The sequence below is a fragment of the Microbacterium sp. NPDC058342 genome (genome assembly GCF_042723935.1).
Lineage (GTDB): Bacteria > Actinomycetota > Actinomycetes > Actinomycetales > Microbacteriaceae > Microbacterium.
Genome location: NZ_JBHXID010000001.1, coordinates 1,556,104 through 1,571,066, shown reverse-complemented (window position 1 = coordinate 1,571,066; position 14,963 = coordinate 1,556,104). Strand labels below are relative to the sequence as shown.

The 14,963-nt window shown below is 70.0% G+C and carries 15 protein-coding genes; 5 read left to right on the top strand and 10 right to left on the bottom strand.

Annotation, left to right across the window (positions count from 1 at the left end):
• Nucleotides 1–12 precede the first annotated feature (12 nt).
• Complete coding sequence (locus tag ACFWHT_RS07240) at nucleotides 13–1,107, bottom strand: VIT1/CCC1 family protein (protein ID WP_378826834.1); 1,095 nt, start codon at nucleotides 1,105–1,107, stop codon at nucleotides 13–15.
• Between the two features lie 112 nt (nucleotides 1,108–1,219).
• Nucleotides 1,220–2,962, bottom strand: coding sequence for a DEAD/DEAH box helicase (locus ACFWHT_RS07235; protein WP_378826831.1), 1,743 nt, complete (start codon nucleotides 2,960–2,962; stop codon nucleotides 1,220–1,222).
• Between the two features lie 109 nt (nucleotides 2,963–3,071).
• On the opposite strand from ACFWHT_RS07235, the gene ACFWHT_RS07230 reads away from it, so the two are divergent.
• The gene (locus ACFWHT_RS07230) at nucleotides 3,072–3,902 is read left to right on the top strand and encodes an SGNH/GDSL hydrolase family protein (RefSeq protein WP_378826830.1); all 831 of its coding nucleotides are present in this window, start codon (nucleotides 3,072–3,074) and stop codon (nucleotides 3,900–3,902) included.
• Nucleotides 3,903–4,017: 115 nt separating this feature from the next.
• Here ACFWHT_RS07230 and ACFWHT_RS07225 read toward each other — a convergent pair whose 3' ends face one another.
• Nucleotides 4,018–4,641 carry a hypothetical protein gene (locus ACFWHT_RS07225; RefSeq protein ID WP_378826828.1) on the bottom strand — a complete coding sequence of 208 codons (624 nt, stop codon included), beginning with the start codon at nucleotides 4,639–4,641 and terminating at the stop codon, nucleotides 4,018–4,020.
• Nucleotides 4,642–4,740: 99 nt separating this feature from the next.
• Between ACFWHT_RS07225 and ACFWHT_RS07220 the strand changes: the two genes are divergently transcribed.
• Nucleotides 4,741–5,325 carry a hypothetical protein gene (locus tag ACFWHT_RS07220; RefSeq protein WP_378826826.1) on the top strand — a complete coding sequence of 195 codons (585 nt, stop codon included), beginning with the start codon at nucleotides 4,741–4,743 and terminating at the stop codon, nucleotides 5,323–5,325.
• Nucleotides 5,326–5,341: 16 nt separating this feature from the next.
• Here ACFWHT_RS07220 and ACFWHT_RS07215 read toward each other — a convergent pair whose 3' ends face one another.
• Both ACFWHT_RS07215 and ACFWHT_RS07210 read right to left on the bottom strand, forming a co-directional pair.
• Nucleotides 5,342–5,854, bottom strand: coding sequence for a hypothetical protein (locus ACFWHT_RS07215; RefSeq protein WP_378826824.1), 513 nt, complete (start codon nucleotides 5,852–5,854; stop codon nucleotides 5,342–5,344).
• A gap of 111 nt (nucleotides 5,855–5,965) precedes the next feature.
• On the bottom strand, nucleotides 5,966–6,778 hold the full coding sequence (locus ACFWHT_RS07210; RefSeq protein ID WP_378826822.1) for a TrmH family RNA methyltransferase: 813 nt from the start codon (nucleotides 6,776–6,778) through the stop codon (nucleotides 5,966–5,968).
• A 119-nt stretch (nucleotides 6,779–6,897) separates the two neighbouring features.
• On the opposite strand from ACFWHT_RS07210, the gene ACFWHT_RS07205 reads away from it, so the two are divergent.
• The gene (locus tag ACFWHT_RS07205; RefSeq protein WP_378827939.1) at nucleotides 6,898–7,713 is read left to right on the top strand and encodes a Sir2 family NAD-dependent protein deacetylase; all 816 of its coding nucleotides are present in this window, start codon (nucleotides 6,898–6,900) and stop codon (nucleotides 7,711–7,713) included.
• 9 nt (nucleotides 7,714–7,722) lie between these two features.
• Nucleotides 7,723–8,307 (top strand): histidine phosphatase family protein, encoded by a 585-nt coding sequence (locus ACFWHT_RS07200; protein WP_378826820.1) that lies wholly within the window; start codon nucleotides 7,723–7,725, stop codon nucleotides 8,305–8,307.
• A gap of 10 nt (nucleotides 8,308–8,317) precedes the next feature.
• On the opposite strand, the gene ACFWHT_RS07195 is transcribed toward ACFWHT_RS07200, so the two are convergent.
• Genes ACFWHT_RS07195 through ACFWHT_RS07175 form a run of 5 tightly spaced genes read right to left on the bottom strand, consistent with a single transcriptional unit; the run spans nucleotide 8,318 to nucleotide 14,236 of the window.
• A complete protein-coding gene (locus tag ACFWHT_RS07195; protein ID WP_378826818.1) occupies nucleotides 8,318–9,121 on the bottom strand; it encodes an HpcH/HpaI aldolase/citrate lyase family protein in 804 nt (267 codons plus the stop codon).
• Nucleotides 9,121–9,597, bottom strand: a complete 477-nt coding sequence (locus tag ACFWHT_RS07190; protein ID WP_378826816.1) for a MaoC family dehydratase — start codon at nucleotides 9,595–9,597, stop codon at nucleotides 9,121–9,123. The genes ACFWHT_RS07195 and ACFWHT_RS07190 overlap by 1 nt, the downstream gene beginning before the upstream one ends.
• A gap of 9 nt (nucleotides 9,598–9,606) precedes the next feature.
• Complete coding sequence (locus ACFWHT_RS07185) at nucleotides 9,607–10,785, bottom strand: acyl-CoA dehydrogenase family protein (RefSeq protein WP_378826814.1); 1,179 nt, start codon at nucleotides 10,783–10,785, stop codon at nucleotides 9,607–9,609.
• Nucleotides 10,782–12,677, bottom strand: coding sequence for an acetyl/propionyl/methylcrotonyl-CoA carboxylase subunit alpha (locus ACFWHT_RS07180; protein ID WP_378826812.1), 1,896 nt, complete (start codon nucleotides 12,675–12,677; stop codon nucleotides 10,782–10,784). The genes ACFWHT_RS07185 and ACFWHT_RS07180 overlap by 4 nt, the downstream gene beginning before the upstream one ends.
• 5 nt (nucleotides 12,678–12,682) lie before the next feature.
• Entirely contained in the window at nucleotides 12,683–14,236 is a 1,554-nt protein-coding gene (locus ACFWHT_RS07175) for a carboxyl transferase domain-containing protein (protein WP_378826810.1), read from the bottom strand.
• Nucleotides 14,237–14,333: 97 nt separating this feature from the next.
• On the opposite strand from ACFWHT_RS07175, the gene ACFWHT_RS07170 reads away from it, so the two are divergent.
• A complete protein-coding gene (locus ACFWHT_RS07170; RefSeq protein ID WP_378826808.1) occupies nucleotides 14,334–14,927 on the top strand; it encodes a TetR/AcrR family transcriptional regulator in 594 nt (197 codons plus the stop codon).
• Nucleotides 14,928–14,963 lie beyond the last annotated feature (36 nt).

Here is a 14,963-nt window from a genome sequence, read left to right as displayed (position 1 = left end):
CCGGCGCCGCCGTCAGACCGCGCCGACGCCGAAAGCGAGGCCCAGCGCGTAGGTGATCGCGGCCGCGCCGAAGCCGATGGCGAGCTGGCGCAGAGCCCGGCGCAGCGGCGGTCCGCCGGAGAGCACCCCGACCATGGCACCCGTCGCGAGCAGGCCCATGCCCACGAGCAGCAGTGCCAGCAGCACGGCCGCGATGCCGGAGAGCCCGAAGATCCACGGCAGCACGGGCACGATCGCGCCCGAGGCGAACAGCAGGAAGCTCGAAAGCGCGGCGGTCCAGTCGCTGCCGACGATGTCGTGGTCGTCGTGCGCCCCATGCGTGCCGATTGGCCCCGTCACCTCGCGGCGCGCACCGGCACGCGCGGCCGTGAGCACGCGTTCGGCGCGAGCGAGCGACTCGTCCTCGCTCATACCCCGGGCACGGTAGACGAGCGCGAGCTCGTTCGCGTCGATGTCGAGGTCGCCCGCCGCGGCATCCGCGTCGTTGTTGGCCTCGGTGGCCGCCAGCAGCTCCCGCTGGGAGCGCACCGAGACGAACTCCCCCGCGCCCATCGACAGGGCGCCCGCGAGAAGGCCGGCGATGCCGCTGAAGAGCACGAACCCGCCGCTCACGCCCGTGGCGCCGATGCCGAGCACCAGGGCGAGATTCGAGACGAGCCCGTCGTTCGCGCCGAACACCGCCGCGCGGAAGGACCCGGACAGTCGCCGTCTGCCGCGCGCGGCGAGACCGCGCACCACCTCGTAGTGCACCTTCTCATCGGCGCGCATCGCCGGAGTCGCATGCTGCTCGGAGTCGTAGGGTGAGCGCGCCTCGGCGCTCTGCGCCAGTGCGAGCACGAAGATAGAGCCGAAACGGCCCGCCATCCAGCCGAGCATCCGGGAGCGGACACCGGCTCTGGGAAGCCGTTCCGGCTCACCGCCGAGCATCTCCAGCCAGTGCTGCTCGTGCCGATGCTCCGCCTCGGCGAGCGACAGCAGGATCTCACGCTCCTCACCCTGCTTGCGCGCCGCCAACCGGGAGTACACGGCTCCCTCGGCGCGCTCTTCGACGAGGTAGCGTGCCCATTGCCGTCGCTCGGCAGAAGTGGGGGCGGCGGGCGCGGTCATGGAACCTCCGGGCTCGATCAGGCGACACCCACGCTATCGAGATCGGTGCGGCCCCCTGGCATCCGTTGAAGGATTGCCAGTTTTTCGGATGCCCGAACGCGCGCTCCCCGTTTCAGGAGCGCACGCGCTTGCGGAGCACGTCGATGCGCGACTGCAGCTGGGTGACGGTGGCCTGCGCGACGGCGGGGCCCCCGCACACCCGTCGCAGCTCGGCGTGCACCGCCCCGTGGGGCTCTCCGCTCTGCCGGGCGTACAGGCCGACGAGGCTGTTGAGCAGCTGCCGTTGCTCGCGAAGCGTGCGGTGCAGGGGGGCAGGCAGGGTGGTCGTCGCATCGGGCGGCGTCGCCGCCTCTCTCGCCTCGCGCAGACGGCTCTGTCTGGCCTGTCGCTGCATGAGCAGGTCGTGGACGTGCTCGGGTTCGAGCAGACCCGGCAGTCCGATGAACTCCTCCTCCTCCGGTGTGCCGGGCTCGGCGAGCTGTCCGAAGTCCTTGCCCTCGAACACCACACGGTCGAAGTGCGCGAGCGAAGAGATCGCCTGATAGCTGAACTCCTGAGTCAGCGCATCCGAAGCCTCCTCCTCGCGGTTCGCGCTCTCCAGCAGCGAATCCTCGAGGCCGTCGTCGTCCTTGCTCTGCCGATCCAGCGCGTGATCCCGCTGGCGCTCCATCTCGTTCGCGAGGGTCATCAGCACCGGAACGTTCGGCAGGAAGACGCTCGCCGCCTCGCCGCGGCGCCGTGCACGCACGAAGCGCCCGATCGCCTGCGCGAAGAAGAGCGGCGTCGAGGACGAGGTCGCGTACACGCCCACCGCGAGCCGGGGAACGTCCACACCTTCCGACACCATGCGCACCGCGACCATCCACCGGCGGTCGCTCGCGCTGAATTTCTCGATGCGCTCGGATGCCGATGCGTCGTCCGAGAGGACCACCGTGGGCTGCTCACCGGTCAGGCTGTGCAGAATCTTCGCGTACGCCCGGGCGACGGTCTGGTCGGTCGCGAGCACCAGGCCGCCCGCATCCGGGACGTGGTGACGGATCTCGGAGAGCCGACGATCGGCGGCCGACAGGACCGCGGGCATCCACTCCCCCTCCGGGTCGAGCGCCGTGCGCCAGGCCTGCGAGGTGACGTCCTTGGTGTTGTCCTGGCCGAGGTGCGCCTCGAGCTCGTCACCCGCGCTGGTGCGCCAGCGCATCTTGCCGGCGTACATGTGGAACAGGACCGGACGCACCACACCGTCGGCGAGAGCACGGCCGTAGCCGTAGCGGTAGTCGGTGCTGGACACGCGTCCGCCCGACTCGTCGGGCAGGTACTGCACGAACGGGATCGGTGCGGTGTCGCTGCGAAACGGCGTGCCGGAGAGCAGCAGACGCCGCCGCGCCGGACCGTAGGCGTCGCGGATGGCATCCCCCCAGCTCAGGGCGTCGCCACCGTGATGAACCTCGTCGAGGATCACGAGCGTCTTGGCGTCCTCGGTCAGGTGACGGTGCACACTGGACTTCGCGGCCACCTGCGCATAGGTGACGACTGCTCCGTGGTAGTGCCGGGCGGGGGCCCAGTGGCTGTTGCGGAAGCGCGGATCCAGCCGGATGTGCACGCGTGCGGCGGCGTCCGCCCACTGCGTCTTCAGGTGCTCGGTCGGAGCCACGACGATCACTCGATCGATCTCGCCCATGCGCAGCAGTTCCACCGCGAGGGTCAGGGCGAAAGTGGTCTTGCCTGCGCCCGGTGTCGCGGCGACGAGGAAATCACGCTGATCCGCCTGGAAATAGGCATCGAGCGCTTCGCGCTGCCAGGCCCTCAGCTTGTCGGCTGTGCCCCACGGGGCGCGCTGAGGGAAGGAGGGAGAGAGCACCGGACCACGATAATCCAGACGGCCGACAACCGCCCGTGCGCCGCGAGCGCGAGTAGGCTCTCAGCGGTGCGCTCGAACCGCGGCGCGCAGATTGCCGAAGGAGAACCCGATGGTGGATCAGGAATCGTCTCGCACGCCGTTCGTCGCGAACCAGGGCCCGCATCCGTGGCGTCGCTTCGTCGCCGTGGGCGACTCGTTCACCGAGGGCATCGGCGATCCCGATCCCGCCGTTCCCGACGGACACCGTGGATGGGCGGACCGCGTCGCCGAGGTGCTTGCACAGGATGTCGAGGACTTCGCCTATGCGAACCTCGCGGTGCGAGGAAAGCTGATCGCTCAGATCGTCGCCGATCAGATCGAGCCCGCCGTCGCGCTCAAGCCGGATCTGGTCTCCATCTGCGCCGGCGGGAACGACGTCATCCGACCCGGATCCGATCCGGACGACATCGCGTCGCAGCTGGACGACGCCGTCGCCCGGCTGTCGTCGACCGGCGCGGCGGTCGTGCTGTTCACCGGAATCGACACCGGATTCACACCGGTGTTCCGCCCGTTCCGTGGCAAGGTCGCGATCTACAACGAGAATGTGCGCGCGATCGCCGACCGACACGACTGCATCGTCGCAGACCAGTGGTCACTGAAGGTCGTGCAGGACCCGCGCTTCTTCGACGACGACCGTCTGCACTACAACGCGCTCGGGCACCACGAGGTGGCGCGCATGGTGCTGCGGGCGCTCAACGTGCCCAACGACCTCCAGGCGATGCAGCCCGATCCCGTGCCGGTGCGGACGTGGCGCGAGGCACGCGCGGAGGACATCGGCTGGGCTCGTGAGCACCTTGTCCCCTGGGTGCTCCGGCGACTGCGCCACCAGTCCTCCGGCGATCACATCGAAGCGAAGCGACCGGAGGCCGGACCCGTGCGCCTTCCAGACGCGACGGCTTGAGCCGCAGGGGGTCCACGACGTCCGCGTCCCACGACCGGTGGGTCACGACTCGAACTTCCATCTGCCTCCCTCGCGCAGGAAGGGAGAGCCCGGCCCCGGCGTGAGCGGCCCGCTCTCACCGCCGAGACGCACGCCGTCGAGCTTGTACCCGTCGCGCCAGCGAGGAATCGTCGATCAGGTCCGCGAGGTCCGCCTCGTGCTCATCGCCGTCGGCGCCGCGATACCGCACGCTGATGATCTGACCGCCGTCGGCGTCTTGGGTGTTCAGGATCACGTGCGCGGGCCGGGGCCGGAGGTCGAGGGCGGAAAGCGGTCGTCGCGTCTGCATCCGGATGCCCAGTGCGGCGACCGCCGTGAACAGCACCGCACCGGCTCCGGGCAGGAAGAACAACCACTCCGGCGCATCGGGCGGTCCGAGCCAGAAGATGTACGGGAGACCAGCTGCCAAGGAGAACGTCATGCCGCCCCAGCCGAGAGCGGACACCGCCTCGCCGCCCCAGACCGACACCGGCTCGCCCGACCTGACACTGCGCCACGGGTCGACGGCGAGCCATGCCGTCAGGAGCACTGCGAGTCCTGCGCCCAGCCCGACCAGCGTGGCGCGACCCCAGTCGGTCATGGGGAGGAACACGAAGCCGGCGACCAGCACGACGACGCCGATGACTATGAGTGCGCCGATGTGCTCGAGCCAGAACGGCGCCTCGTCGTCCTGATCGATGACGACCGTTCGCTTCCTCATCGTCGTCTTGACCCGTCTGCCTGTTCGCCTCTCATCATGCCATCGGGAGCGCGGTCGACAGCAGGGAAGTGTTCAGGTTCACGAAGGAGAGTCATCACCATGACTTCAACGAAGCCGGATACGCTGTGGGTCGAGCCGGAGCCGGCGACGCGCCCGGAGAAACTCATCGCGATCTCCACGGTCAGCTTGATCGGCGTCGCGATGGCACTCTCGATCGTGCACCTGTTCTTGACGATCACGGGGCTCGTACCGAGCCGCACCGGCGGGTGGGGCTTCGCGGACCTCAGCTACCTGGCGCTGATGGCGCTCCTGTCCGCGCTGGTCCTCGTGCACGCCTCGCTCGGAGAGGACGCGCTCCGGCCGCGGACGATGATCGTGGTGTCCAGCGTCATCGGAGGCACCGGAACGCTCATGGCCCTGACCAAGGGCTGGTGGATGATGATCGGGTTGTTGTACTCGGAGGAGACATGGCGGGAGTCCGCCGTTCTCGCCCTGGTCGTGATGAGCATCGTCCCCTTCGCCCTGCCCTTCGTCAGCGGCGTCATCCTCCTCAGGAACGACTTCGAGCCTGTCACGCGGCGGGTGCGCGCGGTGTCGGTCGCCATCGCGAGCTCAGCGCTCGTCATCTCTCTTGCGGCGCTGATCCCGCGGTGGGCGCGATTGGCTGAGATGGGCGTCTGGTGACAGCGCGGCTGTCGTGTCACGCGGCGTCTTGCTCGACCGGTGTGTTGTCGCCCCACTGGACGGTGGGGTCGGGGCTGAGCACCAGCACCTCGCCCGGGTCGATCTCGGGCCAGGTGCGGTTGTACTGCAGCACCGTGACGTAGTCGACGCAGAAGCGATCGCCGATGGCGATGGGGCTGTCGCCGGGCGCGACGGTGTAGCTGAGGATCTTGCCTTCCGCACCCAGAGTCACGTCACCGGCGGCGTAGTCCCGCGCTCCCAGGTCGATCAGCTCGTGCTTCAGCTGGGCGAAGACGCTTCCGCCGCCCTGTGTGGCGAAGACGATGCGGTTGCCAGGGGTCGCGTCGCACGGGTCACTCGGCTCCGCGACGGTGTCGAGAGTGTCGTCGACGGCTGCGGCCTGCGGCTGCGAGACGATCTGCGCAGCCGGTTCGGCGGGAGCTGCTTCGGCAGCACCGCTGCAGCCGACCAGGGCGATCCCGACGAACGCGGTGAGGGCGGGAAGGATCGTTCTGGTGGCGGTCTTCATGATCTTGAGCTTAAAGTCGAGGTTGAGACTTTCGGCGGTGCGACTCGCGGCCCGGCCGTCTCGCGACCGCGAACATGAGCCTGGAACCGACCATGGTGTCCCCGCTCGTCTCTAGCGGGTCGCGTAGAAGGCCACCGCCGAAGCAGCCGCGACATTCAGCGAATCGACGCCTCCACTCATCGGGATCATCACGCGGCGATCCAGCTGACGGTCCGTGTCGGGCGTGATGCCGTCTCCTTCCGTGCCGAACACGAGCGCGAGTCTCTCGTGCTCCTCGCCGACCAGCTGGTCGAGAGTCATCGTGCCCTCGCCGAGCGTCATGCCCGCCACGAGGTAACCCGCGGCACGCAGCTCGTCGATGCCCGCCGGCCACACGGGAACCCTCGTCCACGGCACGCTGAACACCGTACCCATCGAGACGCGCACCGAACGGCGGTACAGCGGGTCAGCGCAGTCCGGTGTGACGAGCACGGCGTCGACGCCGAGCGCCGCAGCCGACCTGAACAGTGCCCCGACATTCGTGTGATCCGTCAATCCCTCCAGCACGGCCACGCGGGAACGGCCACCATGGGCAGCATCCCGCAGCACCTCGGCGAGCTCGGGCTCGTCGGGTCGGTGCATCGCCGCCAGCGGCCCGCGGTGAATCGCGAAACCGGTCACCCGCTCGGTGACCTCGGCGGAGGCGACATACACCGGGACGTCTGTGCCGGCGAGCGCGTCCGCCGCAGCCGGCATCCACTTCCGCTGCGTCAGCACCGACCTCGGCCGGTGCCCGGCGCGCACGGCGCGCGCGATGACCTTCGCCGACTCGGCCATGTACAGGCCGCCGGACGGCTCGTGCCTGCGGCGCAGGGCGACGTCGGTCAGGGAGCGGTAGTCGTCCAGACGGGAATCTGCGTCGTCGACGACGGGGACGATGTGCATGCCTCCACTCTGACAGGTGCGCACCGGCCCTCGGTCCCGTCGCGGACCGTAGACTGCCGATCGTGCAGTCGAGCGATCACGCAGGCCGATCCGGCACGCCCCGACGCGCGCCGGATGGGCTGCGAGACGAGGTGCGCGGTGTCGCGGATCTGCTCGCGGGACGTCGGGTGGCCGTGCTCACCGGCGCCGGGATCTCCACGGACTCGGGCATACCGTCCTACCGCGGGGTCGGCGCGCGCCCCCGAGCGCGACCCATGACGATCCAGACCTACCTCGCCGATGAGTCCGCCCGCAGACGGTACTGGCTCGGCGGGCACCTGGGTTGGACCGCGTTCACCGCGCCCGACCCCAACGACGGTCATCTCGCGCTGTCACGACTCGAGCGGGCTGGGGCGGTCAGCGGCATCGTCACGCAGAACGTGGACGGGCTGCATCTGCGCGCGGGAAGCACGCGCGTGGTGGAGCTGCACGGCACGATGCACCGCGTGCTGTGCCTCGACTGCGGACAGGTATTCGATCGGCGCGCCGTCGCCGAACGACTCGAACGACTGAACCCATGGGTGCGGCAGCCGGAGACCATCGAACTCAACCCCGACGGCGACGTCACCCCGGAGAGCACGGAAGGCTTCGTCATCCCTCCGTGCACGGTGTGCGGAGGAATGCTCAAGCCCGAGGTCGTGTTCTTCGGGGAGTTCGTCCCCGCAGCGCGCTTCCGTGGCGCGGAGTCGCTGCTGCGCGCCTCCGACGCGCTCCTGGTGGCCGGCACGTCGCTCACCGTGAACTCCGGCATCAGGATCATCGAGCGCGCGCGCCGACGCGGCATACCCCTGGTGATCGTCAACCGTGAGCCGACGCGCGCCGACGGCTGGGCGGATGCCGTGATCCCCGGCGGCACCAGCGAAGTGCTCGGCGCCCTCGCAGCGCAGCTCGCCTAGGCTCGAGGAGTGACCTTTCTCACCCTCGTCCGCCACGGCCAGACCGACTGGAACCTCGCGCACCGCATCCAGGGCTCGACCGACATCCCGCTCAACGAGACGGGCCGGGCGGATGCACTGGCGGCCGCCGAAGCGCTCCTGGACGGCGAGCACCATGCGATCTACGCGAGCCCGCTGGTTCGCGCTCAGGAGACCGCCAGGATCATCTCCGGACGTCTGGGGCTGACCGAGCCCCTGATCACCCGCGGCCTGCGGGAGAGGGAGTTCGGCGACGCCGAGGGCTCCAGCGTCGCGGACTACCTCGCGACATACGGCGACTGGCACGCCGCGGTCCCGGGAGCGGAGTCACTCGAGCAGGTGCGTGACAGGGCACTGGACTCGCTGCATCGCATCGTGCGGGAGTCGCGGCGTCGGGCGGCTCCGGCAGCCGAGTCGATCATCGTGGTCAGCCACGGCGGCGTGCTGCGCGCTCTGCTCATGCATGTCTCGGGCGGCACACTGCCGCGGGCCGGAGACGTGCTGCACAACGGCTCGGTGCACCGCTTCGTCGTGGAGCGCGGCAACCTGCGCCTTCTCGCCTCGATCCCCGCGTGACCCGCGCGCCTCAGATGCGGCCGAGCACGGCGCGCGCATGGCGCAGCACCGGCTCGTCGACCATCCGCCCCTGGAACCGGAACACGCCGCGTTCTCCCTCGGCGGCCGCAAGCACGGCGCGCGCCCACTCGATGGTGACCGCGTCCGGTCGGTAGGCGTCGCGGATCACGGCGACCTGGCGCGGATGGATGCATGCGGTGGCGCGGAAGCCGGATGCCACGGCATCCGACGCCTCCGCGGCGAGTCCCGCCTCGTCGTCGATGTCGAGATGCACCGCGTCGATCGCGGCCCTGTCATGGGCTGCGGCGGCGATGAGGACCCGGGAGCGGGCGTGACGGGCGACGTCGCGGTAGCGTCCGTCGTCGAACCGGCTGGCCGTGCCGCCGATCGACGCCACGAGGTCCTCTGCGCCCCACATCAGCGCCGCGGTCCGCGGGTGCGCGGCGATCTCGTCCGCCCTCAGCACTCCCCGGGCCGTCTCGCACAGCGCGATCAGCGAGAAGGACGCGTCGAACGCGTCGAACGCCAACGGGTCCTCGGACTTCGCGACCATGACGGTGCGGAAGGGCGTACGCGAGACCGCGGCGAGGTCGGCGCCGAAGTGCGCGGATGCCGGGTCGTTGACCCGCACGATCACCTGGTCGGGATCCAGATCGGCGGTCAGCAGGTTCTCGCGAGCGTGCGCCTTGGCATCCGGCAGCACGGCATCCTCGAGATCGAGGATGACCGCGTCGGCCTTCGCCAGCGCACCCGCGAACCGGTCGGCCCGATCACCGGGGCAGAACAGCAGGGCAGGTCCCAGATCGAACGCCATCATTCCCCTTCCGGCAGGCAGCGCATGAGCGCCACACGTGTGGCGGTGGCGACGATCACGCCGTCCTGGTTGCGTCCGGTGTGGGCGATCGTGCAGATGCCCTGCCCCGGCCTCGACGACGAAAGCCGCTTGTCGGCGATCACGCTCTCGGTGTACAGCGTGTCGCCGTGGAACACGGGGTGCGGGAAGGTGATGTCGCTCAGCCCGAGCTGCGCGACCAGCGTTCCCTGTGTGAGCTGCGCGACGGATGCGCCGACCATCGTGGACAGTGTCCACATCGAGTTCATCAGCCGCTGGCCGAACGGCTCCTGGGAAGCGGAGAACGCCGCGTCCAGGTGCAGCGCCTGGGCGTTCATCGTCAGCGTGGTGAATAGCACGTTGTCGGTCTCGGTCGCCGTGCGGCCGGGGCGATGCAGGTAGCGGGCGCCGAGCTCGAACTCCTCGAAGAACAAGCCGCGCTGGACGATGTCGGTCATGCTCGCACCCTAGCCCGCCAGCCCCAGACCGCGGGCGATCACCAGCAGCTGCACCTCGGTGGTGCCCTCGCCGATCTCGAGGATCTTCGAGTCGCGATAGTGGCGCGCCACCGGGTACTCGTTCATGAAGCCGTTGCCGCCGAAGATCTGCGTCGCGTCACGGGCGTTGTCCATCGCCGCCTCGCCCGAGACGAGCTTGGCGATCGCTGCCTGTTCGGCGAACGGTCGTCCCGCATCGCGCAGGCGTGCGGCATGGTGCCAGGCGAGCCGCGCGGTGTGCACGCGTGCGCGCATGCGCGCCAGCGTGAACTGCGCGTTCTGCCGTGTGCTGAGCGCCGAGCCGAACACGGTGCGCTTCTTCGCGTAGTCGACGGCCGCCTCCAGGCATCCCTCGGCAGCTCCCGTGGCGAGAGCCGCGATCGCGATGCGCCCCTCGTCGAGGATGCTGAGGAAGTTCTTGAAGCCGCGGCCGCGCACGCCCAGCAGGTTCTCCTCGGGCACGCGCACGTCCTGCAGCGTCAGCGGGTGGGTGTCGGAGGCGTTCCAGCCGACCTTGTCGTAGGCCGGCTCGACCGTGAAGCCCGGCGTGCCGTTGGGCACGATGATCGTCGAGATCTCCTTCCCGTCCCCCGCTCCTTGACCCTGCGACCCCGTCACGGCGGTCACAGTGACGAACCGGGTGATGGGCGTGCCGGAGTTCGTGATGAACTGCTTGCTGCCGTTGACGACCCATTCCCCGTCGTCCAGGCGTGCGGTCGTGCGGGTCGCGCCTGCGTCGCTGCCGGCCTCGGGCTCGGTCAGTCCGAAGCCCGCGAGGTTCTCGCCCGAGAGCAGGGAGGGCAGGTACTCGGCCTTCTGCTCCTGCGTGCCGAAGCGGTGGATCGGCATCGCACCCAGGCTCACCCCGGCTTCGAGCGTGATCGCCAGGGACTGGTCCACCCGCGCGAGCGCTTCGATGGCCAGGCCGAGAGCCAGATAGTCGCCGCCCTGGCCGCCGTGCTCCTCCGGGAACGGCAGCCCGAACAGACCCAGCTCGCCCATCTGACGCACCACGTCCAGGTTCAGCGTGTGCGTACGGTCGGCCTCGTACGCCTGGGGCGCGACCACCTGCTCGGCGAAGTCGCGGACCATACCGGCCAGTTCGCGCTGCTCCTCGTCGAGGCCGATGCTGCTGAGGTCGTCGGTCATGCTGTCTCCTGTTCACTGACACGCGCCACGGGCTGGTCGCGTCGCACCTGGTCGCCGAGGGCGACGAGCAGGTGCACGGTGCCGTCGTGCGGCGCGAGCACCGGGTGCTCCATCTTCATCGCCTCGATCGAGACGATCGGGTCTCCTTCGCGCACCGTGTCGCCGTCGGCGACGTGCAGCGCCACCACGGCACCGGGCATGGGTGCGCGGCCTTCGGGCTCACGGGGGCCGGATGCGGTGGCGCGTTCGGCGAGCCGGCGCTGCATGCGGGCGCGTCGGGTGAGCGGCCGCAGCCGCACGCCCCCACCGCCGTCGGACACCCAGACCGCGCCGTCATCGTCCGTCAGCGCGGGTATGCCGTGGACATACGCGGCCGGCGCCTCGACGACCGCGTCGTCGTCGGTGAGGAAGAAGGCCCGCGGAAGCGGGTGCGAGGCGCCGAGGCGCCAGCCCGGCACGTCGTACCAGAGATCCGCCGGCCCACGGCGCCGGGGCCGCGCCACCGCGTGCGCGGCCGCGGCGAGCATGGCCGGCGACGGCGGTGCGGCCGGGAACGGCAGCATCGTCTCGATAAGACCGGTGTCCAGATCGCCCGAGATCACGCGCTCCTGCCGGCAGAGCGCACGGAGGAACGCGATGTTCGTCTCGACGCCGAGCACGACGGTGCGGGCGAGCGCGGCGTCCAGCCGCCGCAGGGCGGTCTCGCGGTCGGGCCCGAAGGCGATCACCTTGGCGATCATCGGATCGTAGAAGCCGGTGACCTCCGACCCGGTCTCCACCGCCGCATCCACCCGGGTGCCGCGGGGCGGGTCGAAGAGCAGCACTCGACCCGTCGAGGGCAGGAAGCCGCGTTCGGGCGACTCCGCGTACACTCGGGCCTCCACCGCGTGACCGCGCACCTCCGGAAGCTCGGGAAGAGCACCGCCCGCGGCGACGTGCAGCTGCAGGGCGACGAGATCGAGGCGGGTGACCTCCTCGGTCACCGGATGCTCCACCTGCAGGCGGGTGTTCATCTCGATGAAGAAGATGTCATCGACCGAGTCCGCCTCGACGAGGAACTCCACGGTGCCGGCCCCCACGTAGTCCACGCTCTGCGCGGCGGCGACGGCGGCATCCAGCAGTCGCTGCCGGACGGCATCCGGCAGTTGCGCGGCCGGTGCCTCCTCGATGACCTTCTGGTGACGACGCTGCAGCGTGCACTCGCGCTCGCCGAGGGCGATGACCCCGCCGTGCGCGTCGCCGAACACCTGCACCTCGATGTGCCTCGGACGCTGCACCAGGCGCTCCAGCACCATCGCATCGTCGCCGAAGGCGGCTCTCGCGACACGACGGGCGGTGGCCAGAGCGGTCGCCAGCTCGTCACCGGAGCGGACGACCTCCATGCCCTTGCCGCCTCCGCCGGCACTCGGCTTCAGGAGCAGCGGATAGCCGACCTCATCCGCGCGGGCGCGGATCTGCTCGTCGTCCATGCCCGATGCATTGAAGCCGGGGACGACCGGAACCCCGTGCTGGGAGACATGGTCACGCGCCCGGGCCTTGTCCCCCATGATCTCGAGCGCTCGCACGTGCGGGCCGATGAAGACCACGCCGGCGTCCGCACAGGCCTGTGCGAGGGCCACGCTCTCGGACAGGAACCCGTAGCCGGGGTGGATCGCCTGCGCCCCGCTGCGCAGGGCTGCCGTGATGACGGCGTCCACCCGCAGGTAGGAGTCGGCGGCGGCCGCTCCCCCGATGTGCACGGCGTCATCCGCCTCGTGCACGTGCGGAGCCCCGGCATCCGCGTCGCTGTAGACCGCGACGCTGCGGATGCCGAGCTCGCGCAGCGTGCGGATCACGCGGCGGGCGATCTCGCCGCGGTTGGCGACGAGCACGGTGTCGATGACAGTGGTCATGGGGCTCACATCCGGAAAAGGCCGAAGCGCGGCTCGGGCAGCGGGGTGCGGGATACGACATCGAGCGCCAGTCCGAGCAGCTCGCGCGTCTGCTCCGGGTCGACGATGCCGTCATCCCAGAGGCGAGCCGTGGCGTAGTAGGGCTCGCCCTGCTGCTCGTACTGAGCGCGCACGGGCGCCTCGAACGCCTCGCGCTCCTCGCGCGACCAGGCCTCGCCCTGCGCGGTGAGCTGGTCCTCCTTCACGGTGGCGAGCACGGAAGCCGCCTGCGGTCCGCCCATCACCGAGATGCGGCTGGCCGGCCAGCTCCACAGGAACCTCGGCGAGTACGCCCGCCCGCACATGGAGTAGTTCCCCGCACCGAACGAGCCGCCGATGATGATGGTGAGCTTGGGCACCCGCGTGCTGGCCACAGCTGTGACCATCTTCGCGCCGTCCTTGGCGATGCCGCCGGCCTCCGCATCGCTGCCGACCATGAAGCCGGTGATGTTCTGGAGGAACAGCAGGGGGATTCCGCGCTGGTCGCACAGCTCGATGAAGTGCGCGCCCTTGAGCGCCGACTCGCTGAAGAGCACGCCGTTGTTGGCGACGATGCCGATCGGATGGCCGTGCAGCACCGCGAAGCCGGTGACGAGGGTCGTGCCGTACTCGGGCTTGAACTCGGTGAAGCTCTCGGCGTCCACGAGGCGATCGATGACCTCGTGCACGTCGTACGCCGCGTTCACATCCACCGGCACCACGTCGTAGAGGCTTTCCGTGGTGGCCGGCGCACGGGATGCTGCCACGTCCCATGCCGGCGCCGCCGGGCGTGGCAGCGTCGCGACGATGTCGCGCAGGATCTCGAGCGCGTGCTCATCGTCCTCGGCGAGATGATCCACGACGCCCGACCGGCGCGCGTGCAGCTCTCCGCCGCCGAGCTCCTCGGCGGTGACGACCTCGCCGATGGCGGCCTTCACCAGGGGTGGACCGCCCAGGAAGATGGTCCCCTGACCGCGCACGATCACGGTCTCATCGCTCATGGCGGGCACGTACGCGCCGCCGGCCGTGCAGGATCCCAGCACGGCGGCCAGTTGCGGGATGCCCTCGGCCGACATGCGCGCCTGATTGAAGAAGATGCGACCGAAGTGATCGCGATCCGGGAACACCTCGTCCTGCTTCGGGAGGAACGCACCGCCCGAATCGACGAGGTAGAGGCAGGGCAGGCGGTTCTCCAACGCGATCTCCTGCGCGCGCAGGTGCTTCTTCACCGTGAGCGGGAAGTAGGTGCCGCCCTTGACCGTGGGGTCGTTGCAGACGACCATCACGTGACGGCCGTGCACGAGCCCGATGCCTGCGATGACGCCGGCGGCCGGCGCCTCTCCCCCGTACAGACCGTGCGCCGCCAGGGGCGCGATCTCGATGAACGGACTCCCCTCGTCGAGCAGACGCGCGACGCGATCGCGCGGAAGCATCTTCCCTCGGGCGACGTGGCGCTCGCGCGAGCGCTGCGGGCCCCCCAGCGCGGTCTCGGCGAGGCGGTCGCGCAGCTCGTCGGCCAGTTCCTGCTGGGTGGGGGCCATCGTGGGTCCTCCTCGACTCACTGGGATGCTGATTTTTCCGGGCGGATTGGTTAGTGTTCACTAACCCGGCAATTCAGGTTAGCGAGGATTAACCGAAATGACAACAGCTGTCACAGCGCGAGATCGCGCCAAGGCGGAACGCACCGACGCCATCCTCGTCGCTGCCGCCGAACTCTTCGCCGCCCGCGGGTACTCAGGCGTCAGCCTCGAGGACATCGGGGCGGCGGTCGGCGTCTCAGGGCCCGCCGTCTACCGCCATTTCGCGGGCAAGCAGGCGCTGTTGGGGGCTCTGCTCGTCGGTGTCAGCGAGCGGCTGATAGACGGCGGCAGCGCCGTGGCGTCCGTCGCGGGGTCATCCCTCGCCCGGATGCGCGGCCTGGTGTCCTTTCACGTCGAGTTCGCCCTCGGCAACGCCGAGGTCATCCGCGTGCAGGACCGCGACCTCGCGCACCTCACCGAGGAGAGCCGCGCGGACGTGCGCCGGCTGCAGCGCGCCTACATCGAGCTGTGGATCGACAGCCTCGCCGCTCTCGTCCCCGACGACCGCGATGCACTCCGAATGCGCGTGCAGGCCTGCTTCGGGCTCATCAACTCGACCCCGCACAGCACGAGCACCGCGCTGCGACGTCACATCGACACCTCACGACTCCTCAACGCGATGGCCCTGGCCGCCCTGCAGGCCGACGGCTGAGCAGCGGCTCCCGCCGCCGCCCCGAGGCCGTGGTCG

What these genes read in the sequence shown, in the direction of transcription:
- ACFWHT_RS07240 (WP_378826834.1), bottom strand. Translation starts at nt 1,107, where the DNA reads ATGACCGCGCCCGCCGCCCCCACTTCTGCCGAGCGACGGCAATGGGCA.
- ACFWHT_RS07230 (WP_378826830.1), top strand. Translation starts at nt 3,072, where the DNA reads ATGGTGGATCAGGAATCGTCTCGCACGCCGTTCGTCGCGAACCAGGGC.
- ACFWHT_RS07225 (WP_378826828.1), bottom strand. Translation starts at nt 4,641, where the DNA reads ATGAGGAAGCGAACGGTCGTCATCGATCAGGACGACGAGGCGCCGTTC.
- ACFWHT_RS07220 (WP_378826826.1), top strand. Translation starts at nt 4,741, where the DNA reads ATGACTTCAACGAAGCCGGATACGCTGTGGGTCGAGCCGGAGCCGGCG.
- ACFWHT_RS07215 (WP_378826824.1), bottom strand. Translation starts at nt 5,854, where the DNA reads ATGAAGACCGCCACCAGAACGATCCTTCCCGCCCTCACCGCGTTCGTC.
- ACFWHT_RS07210 (WP_378826822.1), bottom strand. Translation starts at nt 6,778, where the DNA reads ATGCACATCGTCCCCGTCGTCGACGACGCAGATTCCCGTCTGGACGAC.
- ACFWHT_RS07195 (WP_378826818.1), bottom strand. Translation starts at nt 9,121, where the DNA reads ATGGCGTTCGATCTGGGACCTGCCCTGCTGTTCTGCCCCGGTGATCGG.
- ACFWHT_RS07190 (WP_378826816.1), bottom strand. Translation starts at nt 9,597, where the DNA reads ATGACCGACATCGTCCAGCGCGGCTTGTTCTTCGAGGAGTTCGAGCTC.
- ACFWHT_RS07185 (WP_378826814.1), bottom strand. Translation starts at nt 10,785, where the DNA reads ATGACCGACGACCTCAGCAGCATCGGCCTCGACGAGGAGCAGCGCGAA.
- ACFWHT_RS07180 (WP_378826812.1), bottom strand. Translation starts at nt 12,677, where the DNA reads ATGACCACTGTCATCGACACCGTGCTCGTCGCCAACCGCGGCGAGATC.
- ACFWHT_RS07175 (WP_378826810.1), bottom strand. Translation starts at nt 14,236, where the DNA reads ATGGCCCCCACCCAGCAGGAACTGGCCGACGAGCTGCGCGACCGCCTC.
- ACFWHT_RS07170 (WP_378826808.1), top strand. Translation starts at nt 14,334, where the DNA reads ATGACAACAGCTGTCACAGCGCGAGATCGCGCCAAGGCGGAACGCACC.